Origin of the sequence: Pantoea pleuroti, assembly GCF_014156615.1 — a bacterium.
Lineage (GTDB): Bacteria > Pseudomonadota > Gammaproteobacteria > Enterobacterales > Enterobacteriaceae > Pantoea > Pantoea agglomerans.
In genome coordinates this window covers 200,840-222,404 of record NZ_SBFD01000004.1, presented here as the reverse complement: position 1 = coordinate 222,404, position 21,565 = coordinate 200,840, and the positions used below count along the sequence as shown (strand labels likewise).

The window sequence follows — 21,565 nt, the reverse complement described above, 5'->3', positions numbered from 1 at the left end:
TAGCCACTGATCGGGTGGCTACACCTTTAACAGGGAAGCCGATGATAAAAAATGTGCCCCATATTCAGGCCGATTTAATGAATCAGATAGCCGTCGGTGATAAAGCTGCTCTTGAGCAGCTTTATCGCGTTCTGTCGCCCCGACTCTATGGGATCATCCTGCGGATGGTGAGACGCCGGGACTGGGCAGAAGAGATCCTGCACGATACGTTTATCCATATCTGGCAGTCGGCAAATTATTACGACGATAAGCGCAGTGAGCCGCATATCTGGCTCAGCCACATCGCCAGAAATCGGGCGATTGACTTCCTCCGCAAACATGAAAACAGAAGCTGTTCCGTGGATGATATCAGCGAAGCGGAAGCGGGTTTCCAGACACCACTTCCTGCCGATGCAAGTCATGCGGAGGCGCGTCGCCTTCAGCACTGTATGGCGCACTTACCCTCAGAACAGCGACAAAGCATTTCGCTCGCCTATTATCGTGGCCTCTCACAGAGTGAGATTGCGCTCTCCATGAGTCAGCCGGAAGGGACGGTGAAAAGCTGGATCCGTCGCGCGTTAATCCATCTTCGGGAGTGCATAGGCTTATGACCAGTCAGGAACAACATGATCTTACTGCCGCGGAATATGTGCTTGGTCTTACCGACGATGTGACCCGTCATCGGCTGGATAAACGCCTCAATGACGATTCAGTATTCGCCGCGGAGGTGCTGAACTGGCAGAAAGCGTTCAGCGGCATTGATCTGCTCACTCACGCCGTTATCCCGTCTTCTGCGGTCTGGCAGCAGATTGAGCAGGATCTTGGCCCGAATACTGGCGTCTCTGGCACGACATCAATCCGCAGGCCTCCTGGCTTCTGGCTCGGCTGGGGTCTGGCTGCGGCAATGGCTGGCGTCCTCATTTTCACCCATTTAAGCAAGCCGGATGCCCCACAGTCTCTGCAGCCGATTGCGGTACTCAGCGGCGCACAGCCCGATGCACAGTTTGTGGTGAATCTGGATAAGTCAGCTTCACTCCTTCAGGTTTCGGCACTGAACATCACGCTGCCAGAGAATAAAAACCTGCAGCTCTGGCTGATCAGGGGCAGTGCTCCGCCACAATCTCTGGGGTTGATCAATCACCGCGACAGTAACGTTTTCCGGTTACCGCCTGGCGAGTTAGATAATCAGACGGTACTGGCGGTGAGTCTGGAGCCGGTGGGAGGGTCTACGCTCAGCGGGCCGTCCGGTCCGGTGATTTTCCAGGGCAAAGTCACGTTGCTTTAATCTTCAGGGCGCGGGTTCACGGGCCGGGATTAAGCGGCAAAGGGGAGTGGATGGCTTTTCGAATGGCAAACCTCATCCTCTTGCCTTAACCAAATCAGGGGGAATGACAAAAGAATGGAAATCAGAGCGGCGTTGGAGTCTGATGCGGCAGGCATCAGTGAGCTGATACAGCTTGTGTCTATGCAATGTAATTTTTCAGAGACAGAGCCCTGTCCGCAATGGTTCATCGAGAGCACAAAACCCGATGTGCTTCAGCCGTTGATTGTTTCAGATGACTATCTCTGGCTGATTGCCGTGGAAAGAGGTGAGGTGACAGGCGTACTCACCCTTTTCGAAGGCAATTTAGTTAAATACCTTTTTGTACATCCGAAATTTCAGCGAAAAGGGGTAGCGAGGGCACTCTGGCAGCGGGCTATTCCCGAACTGCGTTCAGAAATCAGCGTACGGTCTTCACTCTTTGCCATCCCTTTTTATGAGAAAAGGGAATTTAAAAAAGTCGGGGAGGTGAAATTTTTTAACGGGGTATCATTCCAGACAATGATCGCTCAACTCTGAATTAAAAAAGAGATTTTAAGTTCTCTGTTTCTGCAATAAAACGGCCCGGCCACGCATTTATCAAACCCGCTTTGAGGGTGAGTGAAACCGGGCCAACCCGCCTTCTTTATTTATACCCGCGTATATTCCCAGTATTCAACTCACTGACTTTCAGCGCCATTGCTGCCCGCTAATGCTATATCGGACGCGTGATTTGCAGCGTTTTTACACTTCATCAGCCTCTTTTTACGCCTTTTTTACAGGCCGTTCGGTTTAATTAAAGACACCGGGCGTTTACATGACAACGTTACACGATGGCAGTCACAACCCGATTTACGCAAAAAGCGTCTGCAGGTATTAAGTGGACGGGATGCACATTCATGAGTGGTTTTCTCCAGTTTATTATCCGACCTCCGATTAACAGCCGCTGGCTGCCAGGCACTGTTGCCTCTCCGCAGCGGGTTCTTAAGGAACACACCATGTCAGGCCTTATCCTTGTTTCTCATAATCAATGTCAACGATCGACGCTTAATGCAATTTATGACGGCATCCTTTCCCGTCAGGGAGGCGTCTGGATTAGCTGGGATGGTGAAAGCAGGGTGATGCCTCACGATGCGCCAAGACCCTACGCCGTGCAGCAGATGAGCCAGTATGAAACCGTGACCTTCCCGTATACGCCGGGCGAGCTTAATGAGGGGTACCATAATTATATTCATAAAGGGCTCTGGCCTGTTTTTCATCAGCGTCCGGACATAGCCCGTTTTTCTACAAGCGGCTATCAGGAATATAAAAACATCAATAAAGCCTATGCACGCGCCATCTGCGAAAATGCCACACCCGACGATGTTATCTGGATTCAGGATTATCACCTGCTTGGCTGTGCCACTTATCTTCGTGAAAAGGGGCTGACTAACTCAGTGGGTATTTTTCTGCATCAGCCTTTCCCGGCTGGCAGAATGTTTGAAACCATACCCGAATGGCGCTGGTTCACTGACTCTCTGTTATGTTGTGACCTGATTGGCTTTCAGACCGTGCAGGATATGAATAACTTCCTGGTCTGGCTGGAGAGCGAATTCCGTATAGAACGGCTGGAGGCGCAAAGCTTTCGTGTTCATGGCCGGATTATCAGGGTGGGTGTGTTTCCGGTCGGAATTGACCTTGACGATGTCCAGTCTCTGCGTGAGAGCAACAGCTGTGCTTACATGGAAATGCAGTGCCGCGAAAGCCTGCCCGAAAATACCGTGCTCAGCGGCGGCCATCTTGATGAGAGTTCAGGTCTGCCTTACCGGATCAGCACTATGGAAGTGTTGCTGCGAAGACATGATTGCTATCAGAAAAATATCACGCTGTTGCAGCTGGCGCCTCCGGCAGCCGGACACGCACATGATGCGTCAGAACTCGGTCACGCTCTGGAGGCATTGTGCGGGGAGCTTAATGGCGTGCATGGCACAATGAACTGGTATCCGGTGAACTATCTGACGCACGCCTACAGCCGGGAAGAGCAGGCCGGTATCTATCGTGCCTCGCGCGTCGCGCTGGTGACGCCGTTAATGGCGGGCATGAGTCTGATGGCCAAAATGTATATCGCCTTACAGGACCCGAAAAATCCCGGGGTGCTTATCCTCTCGCAGTTTGCCGGTGCAGCCGAGCAGATGGAGGGTGCCATTATCGTCAATCCTTATGACCCTGATGCAATGGCCAGTGCGGTACATCGCGCATTGCAGATGCCGTTACACGAACGGCGGTCTCTGCATGCCCGTCTGATGAAGGGACTGCATATGCACAACAGCCATCACTGGGCTGAGTCGTTTTTGCGCATGCTGAACGCTGAGCCAGCCGCCCCGGAAGCCTTGCCGTCGCCTGCATTTTTTCCGCACCTGAGCAGTAGCCGGGCGCGGTATTGAGGTTTATAGGTTAAAACGGCGATTTTAAAAGGGATGGTGTGGACGACAAACAGCATCACGCTGATATAGAGCGGGGCAGGTAAAAATTTTACCTGCTTATTCATGTGCTCTTTGAATTTGCACTCGATAATATGAGGTTAAGGTCCTCATCGAACCAGGGTGTCACTACAGGTCTTAGCTTCCCGTGAGTGCAGCTATTCAGGTTCGTTCTGTCATCACGCTACGCAGTTCCTCTCTGAGCCAGCGCAGTGGCAAATCGTTATCAAACCGTTTATGCCAGAGCAGTGACAGGGCTATTTCCGGTGTTTCAACGGGTACCGGGCTACAGCATAAGCCGTAATGCGTTACCCACTCAACCGACAGCCCGGCGGGAACAGTGGCTAACGCGGGTGCGCACGCCAGCAGCGGAGGCAGAGAAGAAAAATGCGGCGTCACGTAGCGAATCGAACGTGCCTTTCCTGATGCCGCAAGCTGGTCATCGATGGCGCCCCAGTTCGCCCCTCGATAGGAAACCAGCAGATGATCATGCGCCACATAATCCTCCAGCGTCAGCGGTGCACGCAACGAAAGCTGTTCCGGGTGCCACAACGTACAAAAGTTGTGTGACACAATCTTCTCGCGCTGGAGCGTGGCGGGTGTGCTCTCGCCAACCGAAATGGCAAGATCGATCTCTCCACGCGCGACCAATTCTGCATCCCGGAAGGGATCGCTGGCCGTGACCTGAAGCGTCACGCCGGGAGCGGTGCGTGTGATGCGCGCATACAGTCCTGGCATCAGCCAGCGTTCAACCCAGTCGCTCATCCCCAGCCGAAAAACATGTGTCGCCTCAGAAGGCGTGAAGGATACTGGCTGAAACAGTACGTTCTGCATCTGTGCCATTAAAGGTCCCAGCTCAGCGATCAGCGCTTCAGCACGCGAGGTTGGCTCCATGCCTTTCGCCGTGCGCACAAACAGTGGATCGCTGAACATGACCCGCAACCGGGCCAGTGCATTACTGACCGCTGGCTGACCCAGATGCAGCTTTTCTGCCGCACGTGACACGCTGCCTTCCCGCTTCAGAACTAACAGCACCGTCAGCAAATTCAGGTCGATTCGATGAAAATCATTTTCTCTGATATTGAACATCAGTTTAATCAATTTGAGTGATAAAGGTTGCGTAAGGATACTGCCCACCACGTTGTGATGAAACTTTCTGGAGAGATATTTATGAAAATTTTACTGATGCTGGTGGCGTCTCTTATTGCGTTCAGTCCGGTCTATGCTGCCGAACAGACCTCTGCACGGGATCAGCAAGCTCCGGGTTATTACCGGATGACATTGGGGAAATTACGCATTACCGCAGTTTCGGACGGCACGGTGACCGTTCCCCTGAATAAATTACTGACTAACATTTCGCCTGAAAAACTAAACCAGGAAATGGCCAGAGATTCGATGACGCCGCAGGCCGAAACATCAATCAATGCCTTTGTTATTGATAATGGTAAACAGCGCATTTTAGTCGATACCGGAGCCGGTGAGCTTTTTGGACACAATGGCGGACATCTGCTGACTAATCTGGCCGCCGCTGGCTATCCGGCAGAATCGATCGATGCCGTACTTTTAACCCATATTCATGCCGATCATTCAGGCGGTGTTTCACGCGCGGGCAAGCCTGCTTTTCCAAAGGCCGAAGTGTTCGTAGATAAACGGGATGTCGATTTCTGGCTTAATCCGGCTAACGTCAGCAGGGTAGAGGCGAGTCAGGTTCATACCTTTGCAGAATCTGAACGGACTCTTCGCCCGGTCATCAATGCTGGCCTGCTTAAAACGTTTATGGCACCAGCCACATTACCGGGGGGAATCCGTGCAGAGTCGACAGCCGGCCACACGCCGGGCAGCGTACTTTATCGGGTAGAGAGTGAAGGACAGTCCCTGGTGCTGTGGGGAGATATCATCCATGCCAAAGCGGTGCAAATGCCCGATCCTGAAGTAGCCATCCATTTTGATGTGAATCAGAAGCAGGCTATCACTACACGTGAAAGGGTACTGAAACAGGCTGCAGATCAGGGCTACTGGGTGGCTGCGGCGCATATCGCCTTCCCGGGCCTGGGCCATGTTCAGCATGAAGGTAACGCTTATCGCTGGGTACCTGCTAATTACACCACGCAGCTCGGGCAGTAAGGTTTTTTAATTTAGCGGCAAGCGGAACGGCATCATCGCTCTCTGCTAATCGCCGGACGTCAGCTGTTCTGGTGTTATGCCGCTAATCATTCAGGTCGTCGCAGCGATTCAGGCACATTTTTTCTGAAAGCACGGTAGTCGATTTTCCAGGCATTCAGCTTGTTATATAACGCTGTTCTTGAGATCCCCAGCAGTTGCGCCGACTGGCGCAGATTTCCCTGTTGTTCACTGACAATCTGTAAAATATGCATGCGCTCCAGGTTGTGCAGTGAGGATGGCATATCCCCGGCAACCTCATTAATTGAGATTTTCTGCAGCGATTCGGGCAAATCGGTTCGGGTAATCTCTAGCCCTTCACTCAGATTGACCACACGCTCGATCACATTTTCCAGTTCCCGAACGTTTCCCGGCCAGTTCCAGGATTGCAGACATGCCATTGCGTCTGGCGCGACCACTGGCGGAATACGCTTCAGACGCGTGCAGAGTGCCTGAATAAAAATGTTAACCAGCTCCGGAATATCTTCGCGACGATCGCGCAGCGGCGGGATCTCCAGTGAAATTACATTCAGGCGGTAATAGAGATCGCGCCGGAATGCGTTTTTCTCAACGGCTTCAGGCAGATTACAGTGGGTAGCCACAATAATACGCACATTCACTTTAACCGGCTGCGCCGCGCCGATACGCAGCACTTCGCTCTCCTGCAAAACACGCAACAGGCTGGTTTGCGCTTCGAGCGGCATCTCACCAATCTCATCAAGGAACAGGGTACCGCCGTCAGCCAGTTCAAACTTGCCCGCTGAACCGCCACGACGCGAACCGGTGAAGGCGCCATCGGCATAGCCAAACAGTTCGCTTTGCACCAGGTCGCGCGGTATTGCGCCGCAGTTCAGGGCGATAAATGCTTCATGCTGGCGTGGACTGGCATTATGAATGGCCTGAGCAAACAACTCTTTGCCGGTCCCGCTTTCGCCGCTGAGTAGCACCGTGCTGTCGGTACGGCTGCTGACGCGTGCCTTATGGATCGCCTGCTGCAGGGGCGGCGAGTGGCCGCGGATCATTTCAAAGGTGTAACTGGCGTTCACGCCCATTACCCGCCGTGTAATGGCGCGGATGCGCTGATTTTCACGCAGTGACAGCACGCGTCCGCCATCCGGTGCGGGCATTAAAGATATCAGGCAGGATAGGGGATCAAGGCCTTCCGGCCTGAACTGCAGCTCAAGGTCATTGCAAAAAGGCATCGTCAGCAACGATCCGCCCTGCGGTTGCAGCAGTGCGTCAATGGGGGTGTCGTGTGGATCCAGCCCGCTGAAAATCTGGCGTGCATAGCGGTTAAGGGTTTTGATGCGGCCCTGTTTATCACAGACAATGACGCCCTCATTCAGCGTCTCCAGAATGGACTGCTGTTCAGCCAGCAGGCGTCGAAGCGTCAGCTGCTGCCCGACAGCTTCTGCCGCCGCCTGGACCGTTCCCAAAGTATGGGCATTAAAATTCTCCGGCGTGGCGGTCAGGGTCAGCACACCAACCAACTGGCCGCTGTCATCGCGGACCGGTGCCGCCGCGCACTGTCGGCGGCGTTTGCGCAGATCAAACTTCCAGTTCTCACCGCTCAGCACGTACACCAGCCGCTGTTCAATCAGGCAGCGCGCGGTACAGTTAGTGCCCAGTACCTCTTCACGCAGGATACTGCCGACGGGTGTCAGGTCGGCACCGCAAAAATGCAGCGTCACGCCCTGCGCGTCGGTAAGGTTAATGTGTCCGTCCGGATTATAGGCGAGCAAATTTTCCATAATGCTACGCGCCACAAGAATCAGTTCGGCATTGTTCTCAAGAATCGTAGTCAGCTCACTGGCCGGCGGGGCGGTATAGATAAAGCGGTGTGGATCAATACCGTACTGCTGCGAACGCTGCCATGAATGCAAAATACTCTGTCGCAGCGCGGGTGGCTGTTCGCCCTGGGTAAAGCTCTGCCAGCTCTGCCACAACAGCGCGTCCCAGCTGTCAGCATCCTCTCTATCCGGCAGGCTGAAAATCGCATCGCTCTCATCTCTTAATAACCGTTGCTGATTCACCGGCCGTTCCCTCCAGGTTAAATGTCCATTTTATTGACATGTGAAGTTGACATGTAAACTTTGTTGCCGATTTGTGATCAGATACCGTGCCCATGCTCACAAAATTTCCCGGATTTTGGTTGGCATCTCCTTTGCAATGGTTGATGCCGTGATGTGAATCAAACAAGCCAAGGGAAATAAGTTGTTATGCGCAAACATAATTTACGCCTGATTCTGTTTATCTGTGCCATTGCCTCACTCAGTGGCGTGATTCTGGGTTATGACGCTTCAGTAATTTCCGGCGTTATCGATCCGCTGACAGAACATCTGAATTTAACTCCCTGGGAAAGTGGCTGGGCGGTATCAAATGTCATTCTCGGCTGCATCGCTGGCGCATGGGGCGTTGGCTTCATTTCAGATCGTATCGGCCGCAAATCAACACTAATCGTCACCGCCATACTCTTTGTGCTCTCTGCGGTGGGCGCGGCGCTGGCCAGTTCTTTGACAGATTTTGTTATCTGGCGACTGATCGGCGGACTGGCGGTCGGGATGGCCTCTGCGATTACGCCGCTTTATATCGCGGAAGTTTCACCGAAAGACTGGCGGGGCCGCATGCTCGGCCTGCAACAGATGCTGATGGTCGGCGGACAGGTGGCGGTTTATATCGTGAATTACCTGATAGCACGCGGTATGCCACATCAGTGGATTGTCAGTGAAGGCTGGCGCTGGATGCTGGCCTCCGGCGTGGTGCCCTGTGCGCTATTCCTGCTGCTGGTACCATTTATGCCTGAGTCGCCGCGCTGGCTGGCGCTGAACGGTAAAAAAGATCGCGCCCTCGACGTGCTGACCCGTCTTTCGAATGCGCAGCACGCCGAGCGACTGTTACAGGAGATCCTGACATCGAGTCAGCATGATAACGCCCGGACCAGCCAGCGCGGCATCCTGCGTGACGCGCGGGCACGCTATATCCTGCTGGTTGGCTGTGCCATTGCCATTTTGCAGCAGATCTCCGGTATCAACATCCTGCTCTATTACGCGCCGTCACTCTTACAAAACATCACCGGCAGTACCCAGTCTTCCCTGTTTCACAGCATCTTCCTTGGCCTTGCGCTGCTGGCTGGCGTGGCCGTTTGTCTGAGTACCATCGATCGTCTGGGCCGGACGCTGCTGCTGCGCTGGGGGGCACTGGGATGTGCGCTCTCGATGGTCTTCACCGCCTGGGCATTTATCGCCGATGCTGGTGGATTGCTGCCGGTGATTGGGCTGTTAGCCTTCGTACTGATATTTGGCCTTTCCTGGAGCCTGGGTGCCTGGCTGCTGATCTCTGAAATCTTTCCTAATCGTATTCGTGCCGTGGCGATGGGCTTTGCGTTTGCCTCAATGTACGTCGCGAATTTTATCGTTACCCAAAGCTTCCCGATGATGAACCGCAGCCGGGTGCTGATGGAACACTTTCATGGTGCCTTCCCGCTGATGTTGTGTGCGGTGGGATCGCTTATCGCATTCTGGTTTGTCCGCCGCTTTTTACCGGAAACCCGGGGCGTTTCACTTGAGCATATTGAGCCACTGATGCTCTCCAAATCCCGTCGTTTCGCCGCTGATGCGCAACGATCTGATCAACACCCGTCCTCGCCCGCCTGGGCTAAAGCGAAATAATAAGGAGTTTTTATGAACCATCAAACAGTGCGTGTGGGTTTAATTGGCGCAGGCCGCATGGGCAGTTTTCATGCCGAAAATCTGGCCTGGCGCGTGCCTGGCGCCACCCTGGCAGCCGTGGCCGATCCGTTCCCCGGCGCGGCGGAAAAGCTCGCCAGCCGGCTTGGGGTCAGCAAAGCGTACAGCGATCTGCATGCGCTGCTGCAGGATGATGAAATTGACGCCATTGCGATTGCGGCTCCTGCCCGGACACATGCAGAGTGGGTGATCGCTGCGGCCAATGCCGGCAAACATGTGTTCTGTGAAAAGCCGATGGCTGTGACGCTGGAGGAGGCCGATCGCGCTATCGCGGCGGCAAAACAGGCAGGCGTTGTGTTACAGGTAGGCTTTAATCGCCGCTTTGATTCCGGCTTTGCGGCGGCGATTGCGGCGGTGAAAAACGGCGAGAATGGGTCGACGCAGCTCAGCCGATCTGTAACCCGTGACCCGGGCCTGAACGATCCCGCCCCGATTCCGCAGTGGACAATTTTCCTTGAAACCCTCATTCACGATTTTGACACCCTGCTGCACTTCAATCACGGCGCGAAGCCGGTTGAAGTCTATGCGCTGGCAGATGCACTGGTGCGGCCAGATTTCAAAGATAAAGGTCTGCTGGATACCTCGGTTGTCACTATTCGCTTTGATAACGGCGCCATCGCGATTGCTGAGGCGAACTTTCAGGCGGTGTATGGCTACGACGTGCGTGGCGAGGTCTTTGGCAGTAAAGGCATGCTTCAGGCGGGCCACATCAATGCCAATCACTGCGTGCGTTACACCGCCAGTGGAATTGCGGTGGAAACGTCACGACTGGATTCAGATCTGCTGCGCGAAGCGTACGTGGCAGAAATGAGTGAGTTTGCCCGCTGTATCCGCAGCGGTGAAACGCCCCGCGCCACCGGCGAAGATGCGCGAAACGCGCTGGAAATCGCGCTGGCCTGTATCGAATCCGTGCAGCGCAACCTGCCCGTTAAGCTGGGAGTTCGCTGATGACCGGTTATCAACTTTCCGTATGCGCTGAAATGGTATTTCTGGAACTGCCGTTTGTTGAGCGCGTAAAACGCATTCATGAACTGGGTTTTGGCGTCGAAATCTGGGGATGGGCCAGCAAGGATATCGATGCGCTGGTCGCGACCGGTGCACGCTTTACCTCTATGACCGGTTATCTGAGCGGTAATCTGACGGATGAGACGGAAATCCAGCAGCTGCTGCAAAGCGCTGAAGCGTCGCTGGCCGTAGCTGCACGTCTCGGCTGTCCGGTACTGAATCTGCATGGCACCGGGCTTGACGAACGCGGTCTGCCGGTAAAACCCGTGACAACGGTAACGGGCGCAATGTGGCTGAAGGCCGCCGATACGTTGCGGCAGGTTGCGCTTCTCGGCGAACGAGCCGGGCGGGTTTTCACTCTCGAAAACCTTAACCTGCCGGTCGATCATCCAGGCACACCCTTTGCCCTGGCGTCTGAGACGCTGGCGCTGGTCGAAGCGGTAAACAGCCCGGCGCTGAAGATGAATCTGGATCTCTACCATGCACAAATTGGCGAAGGCAATCTGATTGAATTGCTGCGGCGCTGCGGCTCCGCTATCGGAGAAATCCAGGTTGCCGATGTACCTGGCCGCCAGCAGCCGGGCACCGGGGAGATCAATTACCGTGCTATCGCCCGGACCCTACAGGAGATGGGTTACAGCGGCACAGTAGCCATGGAAGGCTGGGCCAGTGGCGATAGCACAGCGGCTATCCAGCAGTTCCGCGATCACTTTACGTTGTAAGCGCAGTGCGTCGGGTATCTGCCTGTTGCCCGACGCAAAATAAATTTAATGAAAACAATAACAGCCTCAACCCTACAGGAACACACTATGAACATCAGAAACCTCCTTCTTTGCCTATGCGTCCTGCTGTTTAGTGTCGGTGTCAACGCCAAAACCCTCACCGTTGGCGTCGCGCTGGCTAACTTCGATCTTAACTTTGTCTCTATTCTTCGCACCCGCATGCAACAGGAGCTGAAAGCCAGCCAGCTCAACAGCCAGTTTGTCGATGCGAAAGGTGATGTCGCGCTGCAGGTGCAGCAGGTAGATGACTTTATCAACCAGGGCGTAGACGCCATTATTCTTAATCCGGTCGATACCCAGGGCGTTTTACCGATGATCAACGCTGCAAAAAAGGCCGGTATTCCGCTGGTTTTTGTGAACCGGAAACCGGAAGTGAAATTGCCCGAAAACATGGCGTACGTCGGCTCTGATTCGGCGCTGGGTGGTGAAATGCAGATGGAAGCACTGGCAAAAAAAATGAACTACAAAGGCAATGTGGCCATTCTGATGGGGGCACTGTCGAATGAAGAGGCACGTGAGCGCACCCGCGCTGTGGAAGCCGTTATCAGCAAATATAAGAACCTGAAAGTCATTGAGAAACAGACGGCGAAATGGCAGCGCAATGAAGCGGTAGATGTCGTGTCAGGCTGGCTGCTGAATCAGCGTCCGATTGATGCCATCGCCGCAAATAACGATGAGATGGCAATCGGTGCCATCATGGCGTTAAGCCAGGCGAAGAATGAAAAGATTCTTGTGGCCGGTATTGACGGAACACCGGACGGTCAGCAGTTCATTAAAAACGGCAAGATGGCGCTGACTATTTTTCAGGATGCCAGAGGCCAGGCCACGGGTGCAGTCCAGGTGACCAAAGCGCTGCTGGATAAAAAGAAAGTTGAGACGCTTAACTGGGTGCCTTATAAGCTGATTACGCCTGAGAATTACCAAAGTTTCTCTGCTGAGAATGCAGGATAATTTCTGGTTCAGAAATAACGTTAACCTCTCCTGTTGTTCACATGAAAGTAAATGGCCGCATCTGACAAAAACGGACATGCGCGCGAGTTCAGGACCGCTTTAATTAAAAACGGAAAGCTGGCGTGCATATATTGTCAGTTTGCGGTTCTGATGTGTTCTCGCTTTATTCCTTTCAGATGTTGTCGCGATCAGCTCAAAGTAGTTTGCCGCTCAGATTTGGCCATCTAAGAAAATTTCCCACAACGCTTCTACCGCGCGAGACATCCTCGCTGCGGGTCTGAACAGCCGGATCTCTATGGGTATCCAGAGTGCGCTCTCGTTATTAGCTGCTACGGCAATCGAGCCAGCATCAACATCCGGCGCTGCCAGTGTTTCCGGCAGCCAGGCAACGCCATCTCCGGCTTTAACCATGGCGAGTAATGTGGCAGCAAGATCGGCCGTGAAAGCAATATCCATTCCGCGTCTGGCCCGGTTAACCTGTGAGGTATTAGACAGTATGCGGCCCAGGCCGGACTCTGCAGAATAGGAGAGGAAAGGAAACTTTTTACCGCCTGACGCATGGAATAGAGGCTCACGCGTTGTCGGATCGCATCGTGAATACGGCTGTAAAACTTCCCGTCCAAGCCGGACGCTGAGATATTTCGACTGATCGAGATGGATGTGCATATGAGGATGGTAATAAGAAAGCAGAAATTGCGCGTCACCTTTCTCAATCATGCGCTCGCAGGCACTTAATGTGTCAGACAGCAGGCGAAATGATCCGAAGCGGGCAATTTTTTCGTTGTTCCGCATCAGTGCCGGAAAAAAAGAAAATGACAGCGCGTGCGTGGCGGAAAAAATAACATCCGGCCTGGCTTCTCCTGCGGCCTCGATAGATTCACTCCTCAGTGTATAAAGCGCACGAATAAGTTCCGGCACCTGCTTGACGAAAACCTCTCCGGCGCGTGTCAGGCTGACACCCCGACGGTTTCTTTCAAAAATTGGCGTGCCAAGCCACTCTTCAAGCGAGACGATTCTGCGGCTGAATGCAGGCTGTGTCACATATCGTGAAGCTGCCGCTCGGGAAAAATTGAGTGATTGCGCCAGCGCAATACAGTCTTCAAGCCAGGTTAACTCCAGGTGATGCCGATTTTGCATTACAGGCTGCCTCTTTGGCATTAGAACGGAATCCTTGTACTGCTTAGGATAATAGCAGACAGAACAATCAGGTCCCTTAACACTACGCTACTTCATTGTGCCGATAAATGCCGATAAACAGATGGCATGACATAACTGATTGCGTAGGTATTTTAGTAAAACAGTCTTTGACTGAGAACTACCGGAGAGATCATGCGCATCCTTGATGTTGTAGAAATTACCAAACCCATTGCTTCCCCTATTCGTAACGCGTACATCGATTTCAGCAAGATGACGACAAGCCTGGTCGCCGTTGTGACAGATGTTGAAGTCGACGGGCGCCGTGTAGTGGGATATGGCTTTAACTCTAACGGCCGTTATGGCCAGGGTGGCCTGATCCGGGAACGCTTCCGCGACCGCATCCTGGAAGCCGATCCCGAAAGCCTGCTGAATGCCAAAGGTAACAACCTGGATCCGCATAAAGTCTGGGCCGTGATGATGAGCAACGAAAAGCCTGGCGGTCATGGCGAGCGTTCAGTAGCAGTGGGAACCCTGGACATGGCCATCTGGGATGCAACGGCAAAAATCGCAAACAAGCCGCTGTTCCGCCTGCTGGCCGAAATGAAGGGGGTTGAGGCTAATCCGCGCGTCTTCGTCTATGCGGCTGGGGGTTATTACTATCCAGGTAAAGACTTTGGCGCACTGCGACAGGAAATGCGCGGCTACCTGAACCGCGGCTATAACGTTGTGAAAATGAAAATCGGTGGTGCCTCTCTGGACGAAGACCGCCGCCGTATTGAGGCCGTACTGGAAGAAATCGGCAGCGAAGCGCGCCTCGCCGTTGATGCTAATGGTCGCTTTGATCTGGAAACCGGTATTGCCTACGCAAAAATGCTGCGTGAATTCCCGCTCTTTTGGTACGAAGAGGTTGGCGATCCGCTCGATTATTCTCTGCAGGCAGCCCTGTCGGAGTTCTATCCAGGCGCAATGGCAACGGGCGAAAACCTCTTTTCACATCAGGACGCGCGCAACCTGCTGCGGTATGGCGGTATGCGTCCGGATCGCGACTATCTGCAATTTGACTGCGCGCTCTCCTATGGGCTGGTTGAGTATCTGCGCACACTGGATGTGCTGGAGCAGTTTGGCTGGTCACCGTCACGCTGCATACCTCATGGCGGCCATCAGATGTCCCTGAATATCGCCGCAGGCCTCGGTCTGGGTGGTAACGAAAGCTATCCTGATCTGTTCCAGCCTTACGGCGGTTTCCCGGACTCGGTAAAAGTTGAAGATGGCCATATTATTATGCCGGAACTGCCGGGTATTGGTTTCGAAGGCAAATCAGACCTCATTAAAGAAATGCGGGCGCTGGCTGAATAAGTTTCCGCTTACATTACGGCATGTTTAATGTCACTGCGCCCCTCGTTAAGTTGAGGGGCTGCGGGAAGATATCAATCTCTTAATTAACCTGACGCCTCAGCGAGAATAAATTTATCTGAATCTGAGTGAAGAGGGCATTATTGAACTGACAAAGGGTAGCATTGTTAATAATTTCTGGTTGAAGGGCTGACTTTGATTTAAGCATAAACTCTGCCTGGGAGTATATCAGCCATCCGTTTAATTATCGACATTCAGATAGTCTTGCCGGGTTAAATATGAACTGGAAGTTTTATAAATATCAGTAAGTTAGAACCAACCATTAATTCTGGAGTTTTGCCTGTTTATCCGCGCCTTTTGCTCTAAGACTGCTCATTTCTCCGTAACATTCTTCGGGTAATGAATAAAAAATTTTGACTGATATTTAAAAGGATCTGAAATCAGCATTTCCTCCCCCTGCCACAGTGTTAAATGAGGAAGTTATTATGAGTGAGAAAACTCTCAAGGGTAATGCGCTTATCGGAAATAAACGCTGGACAATTATTTTACCTGCCGTATTCATCATGTATACCATTTCATTTTTTGATCGGGTGAATATAGGTATGGCGCTGCCCCATATAACAGCTGAAATGGGCCTGAGTCCTGTTGAAGCCGGCTGGCTTGGCGGCGCCTTTGCCTGGGGTTACGTCGCCACGCAATTTACCGCAGGATGGCTGGCTCTCCGTTTTGGATCACGGAAAATAATAGGCATCAGCCTGTTTCTGTTTGGGGCCTGCGCAATGCTTACTGGCCTGACGCGTAACTTCGGTGAACTGGTAGCGATCCGTTTCTTACTGGGCATCGCTGAAGGTCCAATTCAGGCCGCCACGGCCATGTTCCTTGCCCAGTGGTTTATGAAGCCTGAACGGGGGCGGGCATTCGGAATCTGGAATCTTAGCCTGGGTGCGGGCGCGTTTCTGGCCGGTCCGATATCTGGCTGGATCCTCGCACATCATAACTGGCGCATGATGATGGTGATTGAAGGTGCACCGGCCTGGCTGTTCTGCATCATCTGGTTTTATCTGGTACCTAAAAGTATTCAGGCCGCTGGCTGGCTGAGTGCCGAAGATCGGGATTATATCCAGAAAGACCTGGCGGCTGAGCAGTCAAACTACAGGAATGAGAAATCCGATCCCTGGTGGACCATTCTCAAAATACCGGCCCTCTGGCTGATGCTGATCGGCTACTCGCTGCATAGCATGCTCGCTTACGGTTTTACGCTCTGGCTGCCGACAGCTCTCAAAGGGTATGGCACGCTAAGTGAATTTATGGTTGGTCTCATCAGCGGGATGCCTTTCCTGATGACGATGCTGGGCATCTGGTATATCACCCGGCGTTCAGATAAGTACAACCAGGAGCGACGACTGCATGCCGCTATTCCCACCGTCCTCTGTGGTGTGGCATTACTGGCTGCCGCTTTTGTGCCGCTGTCATATTACTGGGCTCAGATAGGTTTGTTCATGTTTGTCGGCCTGACAATGAAGATGCTGGTGCCGCTGGTTTACGTCAGGCTGACTGAAATTCTCCCGACAAAGAAAGCGGTTCCTGCGGTGGCTTTTGTCGGCGCATGCAGCAACTTCATTGGACAGTTTGGCGGCCCCCTTGTTGCCGGATACCTCAAGCATCTGGGTGGCGGCACTGATATGACGCTGGCATGGGGTGTTCTGGGGCTGTTCTCAATTGTGGGTGGCGTGCTGTTTGCCCTTGCCGTGGGACGTGAGGAACGTATCCTAGACTTCAGCAAGGCATTCTCTGTGTCTTCAAACAGAGCAGTATCAACACGTCAATAATAAAGCGGAATCTTCACACAGGCATCGGACGCCCGATCAGGCAGGATGCGCGGATCAGCATTAAGTACTCTTGTGCACCTGTGGAATTATCATGCTCATCCCCGGCGTGTATCTCTCTCAACATCTGACAGTTACAGCCCGTACTTTACGGGCTTCAGAATGCCTACAATCCCACCAGCGTGATATGTTTCTTTGTTGTCAGCGCTTTATACAACGCTTTTGCCAGAGTGCCTGGTTCCACACCTGATTGAGCGCCCTCGGAATCGGTCCAGAACGATTTGATGCGCAGTATGGTGTTGATACTCGTTACGCGTTCCATTTCCAGCACGGCCAGCACAGGATGGCGCATTTCGCCATGTTCCTCTGTCGCATCCGCCTGGATCACTGCGGCGCGGGATGCCTGACTGTCAAAGATAACGTGGCAGCGTACGCCGTTCAGGCTGAGTATGCCGATGACTTCATAAAGGCACTGAACAGCCTCTGCACTGTAAGATGCGGGCACAACAAACATAACAGATCCTTCTGAAGTGAAACTTAATGAGCAGCCAGCATAGGCGAACTGTAATCAGAGGAGAAGTTACTGTTTTTGAATGAAAAATGTAGAGTTCAAAGGTTACGATAACGCGCGTTATTTTCACTCCAGTTTTAGCTGGCACTATCAGTAACTGAGGTATAAACCAATCATGGCGGCGGGGCGCGGATTTGACTTAAGGAAAGGCCCGAAGGTGGCAGGTTTATCGTTCCAGTCGGGAATGTATTTATCAATACACGCAACGCGTAAGCTCTGTGCTTCAGCCACTAAACAGGATTAACATCAGATTAAGTTTAAGATTTTTCGCGCTCTTCAATTACTCATCTCTCAATCCTGCCGTCACGTTTAACCGGAGGCTATCATTATGAGATCATGTGCTGACTCACATACTGTTGTTATCCGTGTAGCATCGCTGCAGTCAGCTCAGTACTGACGCCATCCAGCCCCCTGGTGCATTACCTCTGACCTATACCCATGAACGGTAATTTTAAATTTTGAACATTCATTTCCGTTAAACATGCAGACACCATCGCCAGAGCGATCGCCTCTACGGCAACGCGAACGATATTAAATTACTGACAGCCCAAAGTAACGGGGCGGAAATGAAGCGCGTTATATACGCGACAAATGAAAAAGGTTTTTTATTCACCCTGACAGGCTGAAAGCATTATTCACCTTTCTGACGAAATTACAGGCGAATGAGTACTTTGACATCGCAAGGCTATGTTAAAAAGCCTTCTGATATTCCTTTCTCTCATGACGTATACCATACCGCGACACTACTAGCATTGAATTGGTCTCACAACAGAAACCGGACAAAAGCGCCGTCAGCAAAGCATCTGAATTGCATAACCTGAATTCAAGTGCATCCGGTCATTCTGTGCGCATCAGGACCATTTAATTCTGTTTTTTATATTAATTCGCACTGAACATTCCTCACACCACAAAATGAGGCAATTCTCAAAAATCAAGATACTGACTTACATAAGGGATAAACTGAAATTTAGCGGAATAAGTAAAAAAATAAATAAAAACAGAGAGATATAATGGTTTTGTTATGATTTTAAATTCTGATTTTATGATGCTCATCAAAGTTAGCGAATAAAATCCGATATTTGACTTAACTCAAACTGGTGAATTTTTAAGATCTTGCTAACGTTAAAACAAATGTTAGCAATTATTGCTGCCTCGTAACAGTTGCTGCTGGCTCTTCATGCCGGACGCTGTAATCACGTCTTTAATTCCGTTGTGCCGGATGCAGTTTTCATTCGTCTGAAATCCCGAGGAAATGCATGAAATTAATACCGCTGGCCCGCAGTCTGGCCCTGGCCGGTTTACTTTCTACCGCTTTGCTTAGTGTATTTGCAGATGAGGCACAAAAGTATACCCAGCAAATTTAAGCTGGATCTGTAGAGAAGATTCAGACAGCCATAACCTTCCGGAGACGCTATGCGGCGAATCACAGGACTGTTTGCACTGCTTTTAGTTTCCGCTTCATCACAGGCCAGCGGGCTCTACCTTTATGAAATTGGTACGGATGATATAGGTCTGGCTGGTGCCGGTCAGGCGGCACGTGCGCAGGATGCCTCAACCCTGTTCACCAACCCGGCGGGCATGACAATGCTGCCAGATAAAATGCTTACGATAGGTGCACAGGCCCTGTATGGCGATGCGCCTTATCATCTGGACGATGATGCCCAACTCAGCGGAAACAGCCCTGGCAATGTTATTGGCTGGTTTCCCGGTGGCAGCGCTTTTTACACGCAACGGATCAGCCCAACCGTAAGTGCCGGAGTAGGATTTTACGGCAACTACGGGCTGGGTCTGCATTTCGGTGACTGGGCCGGAGAAAACCTGATCAGGGACAGTACGCTACTGGCGGTCACCCTGATGCCTGCGCTTGCCTGGCAACTCAACGACGCCGTTTCGTTGGGTGCGGGTGTCGGGATTAACTATGGCCTGCTAAAAATCAAACGCGCCCGCGGCGATGAACTCTCCGACCATGACTGGGCGCTCAATGGAAAAGTCGGTGCGTTGTGGCAGTTTACCCCGCAGACGCGTGCCGGATTAACCTATACCAGCCGGACAAATTATCACTTCAACGTTAACAACACTATCCGGCTTGACCAGCTCAATAATTCCCCGGCCTGGACATTACCCATTGCCGCCATCGTCAATACGCCTCAGCAGATCATGCTCAGCCTTTTCCACCAGCTAAATGATCGCTGGGCTGTTATGGGTGATGCGGGATGGCAGGACTGGAGCGATTACAGCAACAGTGAAATAACCGTGGCAGGTAATCAGGTGGGCGATAACGGACGTCTGCGTGATACCTGGCACCTCGCGCTGGGTACCCAATTCAGACTCACTTCTGACTGGACGCTGAATACCGGCGTTGCCTTCGACAGCAGTTTCTACCGCAACCAGCAGGATACCTCCCTGACCATGCCTTCCGGCGATACATGGCGCTGGGGGGCTGGCGCGCGTTACCAGCTCGATCCTGCCAGCAGCATCGGCGCGGCCTTCGAATACGCGCACATTGACTCCTCACAGGTCGCATCGCCCTTGATTAAAGGGCGTTATGACAACCCTGCTCTCTACTTTTTTGGCATCAACTACAGCCGGACATTCTGACCGGGCAAACCAAGGAGGCGCATCACATAACCTGATATCGAACGATCTGACCTGATGGGCGAAATTTATGCCTTTCCTATGAGAGTCCACTTATCTGGAGCACAGAAATGTCAAAAGTGCCATTTTGCAAATCGCTGCTCGCCTCAGTGCTGTCTGTCGCCTGTTGTGCGACCAGCACCTATGCAGCCCCGGCAAGCACCACTCCGACGGCGCCGGAGCAGAATAATCAGAAGCCCAACATCGTCGTCATATTCGGCGATGACATCGGGTACTGGAACGTCAGTACCTACAATCAGGGAATGCTGGGCTATCAAACCCCCAATATTGACAGTATTGCGGCGGAAGGTGCCAAGTTCACTTCTTATTACGCGGAACAGAGTTCTACGGCTGGGCGTTCTTCGTTCATTACAGGTCAGATGCCATTCCGTACCGGGATGAGTAAGGTCGGCATGCCCGGCGCCCCACAAGGTTTGCAGAAAGAAGATCCGACCATTGCCACTGTACTTAAACAGCTGGGGTATGCCACCGGTCAGTTCGGGAAAAACCACCTCGGCGATCGCAACGAGTTTCTGCCTACCGCGCATGGTTTCGATGAGTTTATGGGCAACCTTTACCATCTGAACGCGGAAGAAGAACCGGAGAATCCGGACTACCCGAAAGATCCTGAGTATAAGAAGCAATTCGGCCCGCGTGGCGTGATCAAGTCCAGCGCGGATGGAAAAATTGAGGATACCGGCCCGCTGAACACTAAGCGTATGGAAACCGTCGATGAAGAGACGCTGGCGGCGAACAACGACTTCATGGAGCGGCAGGTTAAAGCCAACAAGCCGTTCTTCACCTGGTACAACACCACCCGTATGCATAACAAAACGCACATTAAACCGGGCGACAAAGGCGTGACCGGTTTAGGTGACTATGCCGACGGCATGGTGGAGCACGACAAAATCGTCGGTGAAGTGCTGAAGAAAATCAAAGATCTCGGCATAGAAGACAATACGATTGTGGTTTACACCACCGACAACGGCCCGATGACAGCCACCTGGCCCGATGCCGGTATCACACCGTTCCGGGGTGAAAAAAATACCGGCTGGGAGGGCGGCTTCCGCGTGCCTGCGATGGTGAAATGGCCGGGACATATTAAACCCGGAACGCTCATCAACGACATCATCGGCAGTAATGACTGGTTCCCGACCCTGGTGGCAGCGGCAGGCGTGCCGGACATCAAGCAGCAGTTACTGAAAGGCTACAAAACCAGTGCCATGACCTACAAAGTGCATCTGGATGGTTATAACCAGCTTGATTTCATCACCGGTAAAACTCAGGAGGATCCGCGCAAAGAGTTCTTCTACTGGAGTGATGACGGTGATCTGCTGGCGATGCGTTACGGTCGCTGGAAAGCACACTTCATGATTCAGGAACGGTCAGGCATGGATGTGTGGAAATACCCGTTCGTCAAACTGCGCGTACCGTTGATCTTTGACCTGAAAATCGACCCTCTGGAAAAAGGCACCGATGGCATGGATTACAACCATTGGTTCTACGATCGCCTGTTCCTGCTGGGCGGTGCGCAGAAATATGCCACTGAAATGCTGCAGAGCTTCAAAGAGTTTCCTCCACGTCAGAAACCGGGTTCATTCACCGTTTCTGATGTTTCGAAACTGATTGAGGAAGGCAGTCCGGCTACCAACTGATGCTCTG

17 protein-coding genes are annotated in these 21,565 nt (G+C 52.5%); 13 read left to right on the top strand and 4 right to left on the bottom strand.

Features of this window, described 5'->3' with window-relative positions:
• Positions 1-41: 41 nt before the first annotated feature.
• From EPG66_RS11760 to EPG66_RS11745, 4 genes are all read left to right on the top strand, one after another.
• Complete coding sequence (locus EPG66_RS11760; RefSeq protein ID WP_182686934.1) at positions 42-590, top strand: sigma-70 family RNA polymerase sigma factor; 549 nt, start codon at positions 42-44, stop codon at positions 588-590.
• On the top strand, positions 587-1,264 hold the full coding sequence (locus EPG66_RS11755; RefSeq protein ID WP_182686932.1) for an anti-sigma factor: 678 nt from the start codon (positions 587-589) through the stop codon (positions 1,262-1,264). Before EPG66_RS11760 ends, EPG66_RS11755 begins: the two co-directional genes overlap by 4 nt.
• 114 nt (positions 1,265-1,378) lie before the next feature.
• Positions 1,379-1,819, top strand: coding sequence for a GNAT family N-acetyltransferase (locus tag EPG66_RS11750; protein WP_039389813.1), 441 nt, complete (start codon positions 1,379-1,381; stop codon positions 1,817-1,819).
• A gap of 458 nt (positions 1,820-2,277) precedes the next feature.
• Positions 2,278-3,702 (top strand): alpha,alpha-trehalose-phosphate synthase (UDP-forming), encoded by a 1,425-nt coding sequence (locus EPG66_RS11745; protein ID WP_182686930.1) that lies wholly within the window; start codon positions 2,278-2,280, stop codon positions 3,700-3,702.
• A 198-nt stretch (positions 3,703-3,900) separates the two neighbouring features.
• Here EPG66_RS11745 and EPG66_RS11740 read toward each other — a convergent pair whose 3' ends face one another.
• Positions 3,901-4,827 carry a LysR family transcriptional regulator gene (locus EPG66_RS11740; RefSeq protein WP_182686928.1) on the bottom strand — a complete coding sequence of 309 codons (927 nt, stop codon included), beginning with the start codon at positions 4,825-4,827 and terminating at the stop codon, positions 3,901-3,903.
• Positions 4,828-4,908: 81 nt separating this feature from the next.
• Between EPG66_RS11740 and EPG66_RS11735 the strand changes: the two genes are divergently transcribed.
• Positions 4,909-5,862, top strand: coding sequence for an MBL fold metallo-hydrolase (locus tag EPG66_RS11735; RefSeq protein ID WP_109651512.1), 954 nt, complete (start codon positions 4,909-4,911; stop codon positions 5,860-5,862).
• A gap of 86 nt (positions 5,863-5,948) precedes the next feature.
• On the opposite strand, the gene EPG66_RS11730 is transcribed toward EPG66_RS11735, so the two are convergent.
• Positions 5,949-7,931 carry a sigma-54-dependent Fis family transcriptional regulator gene (locus EPG66_RS11730; protein ID WP_182686926.1) on the bottom strand — a complete coding sequence of 661 codons (1,983 nt, stop codon included), beginning with the start codon at positions 7,929-7,931 and terminating at the stop codon, positions 5,949-5,951.
• A gap of 186 nt (positions 7,932-8,117) precedes the next feature.
• Between EPG66_RS11730 and EPG66_RS11725 the strand changes: the two genes are divergently transcribed.
• The 4 genes from EPG66_RS11725 to EPG66_RS11710 all read left to right on the top strand — a co-directional run bounded on the left by EPG66_RS11725 (position 8,118) and on the right by EPG66_RS11710 (position 12,382).
• Positions 8,118-9,566, top strand: coding sequence for a sugar porter family MFS transporter (locus EPG66_RS11725; protein ID WP_099257061.1), 1,449 nt, complete (start codon positions 8,118-8,120; stop codon positions 9,564-9,566).
• A 12-nt stretch (positions 9,567-9,578) separates the two neighbouring features.
• A complete protein-coding gene (locus EPG66_RS11720) occupies positions 9,579-10,592 on the top strand; it encodes a Gfo/Idh/MocA family oxidoreductase (RefSeq protein WP_115758100.1) in 1,014 nt (337 codons plus the stop codon).
• Positions 10,592-11,371, top strand: coding sequence for a TIM barrel protein (locus tag EPG66_RS11715; RefSeq protein ID WP_182686924.1), 780 nt, complete (start codon positions 10,592-10,594; stop codon positions 11,369-11,371). The genes EPG66_RS11720 and EPG66_RS11715 overlap by 1 nt, the downstream gene beginning before the upstream one ends.
• An 87-nt stretch (positions 11,372-11,458) precedes the next feature.
• Positions 11,459-12,382, top strand: coding sequence for a substrate-binding domain-containing protein (locus EPG66_RS11710; RefSeq protein ID WP_115758102.1), 924 nt, complete (start codon positions 11,459-11,461; stop codon positions 12,380-12,382).
• Between the two features lie 210 nt (positions 12,383-12,592).
• Here EPG66_RS11710 and EPG66_RS11705 read toward each other — a convergent pair whose 3' ends face one another.
• Positions 12,593-13,519 carry a LysR family transcriptional regulator gene (locus EPG66_RS11705; RefSeq protein ID WP_064703965.1) on the bottom strand — a complete coding sequence of 309 codons (927 nt, stop codon included), beginning with the start codon at positions 13,517-13,519 and terminating at the stop codon, positions 12,593-12,595.
• Between the two features lie 192 nt (positions 13,520-13,711).
• Between EPG66_RS11705 and EPG66_RS11700 the strand changes: the two genes are divergently transcribed.
• Complete coding sequence (locus tag EPG66_RS11700) at positions 13,712-14,875, top strand: mandelate racemase/muconate lactonizing enzyme family protein (RefSeq protein WP_115758103.1); 1,164 nt, start codon at positions 13,712-13,714, stop codon at positions 14,873-14,875.
• 482 nt (positions 14,876-15,357) lie between these two features.
• Positions 15,358-16,701, top strand: a complete 1,344-nt coding sequence (locus EPG66_RS11695; protein WP_083069750.1) for an MFS transporter — start codon at positions 15,358-15,360, stop codon at positions 16,699-16,701.
• 163 nt (positions 16,702-16,864) lie between these two features.
• Here the strand turns inward: EPG66_RS11695 and EPG66_RS11690 are convergent, their stop codons facing one another.
• Positions 16,865-17,212 carry a hypothetical protein gene (locus EPG66_RS11690; RefSeq protein ID WP_064703967.1) on the bottom strand — a complete coding sequence of 116 codons (348 nt, stop codon included), beginning with the start codon at positions 17,210-17,212 and terminating at the stop codon, positions 16,865-16,867.
• 1,470 nt (positions 17,213-18,682) lie between these two features.
• On the opposite strand from EPG66_RS11690, the gene EPG66_RS11685 reads away from it, so the two are divergent.
• Both EPG66_RS11685 and EPG66_RS11680 read left to right on the top strand, forming a co-directional pair.
• Positions 18,683-19,867 carry an OmpP1/FadL family transporter gene (locus EPG66_RS11685; RefSeq protein ID WP_182686922.1) on the top strand — a complete coding sequence of 395 codons (1,185 nt, stop codon included), beginning with the start codon at positions 18,683-18,685 and terminating at the stop codon, positions 19,865-19,867.
• Positions 19,868-19,974: 107 nt separating this feature from the next.
• Positions 19,975-21,558, top strand: a complete 1,584-nt coding sequence (locus EPG66_RS11680) for an arylsulfatase (protein ID WP_182686921.1) — start codon at positions 19,975-19,977, stop codon at positions 21,556-21,558.
• Positions 21,559-21,565 lie beyond the last annotated feature (7 nt).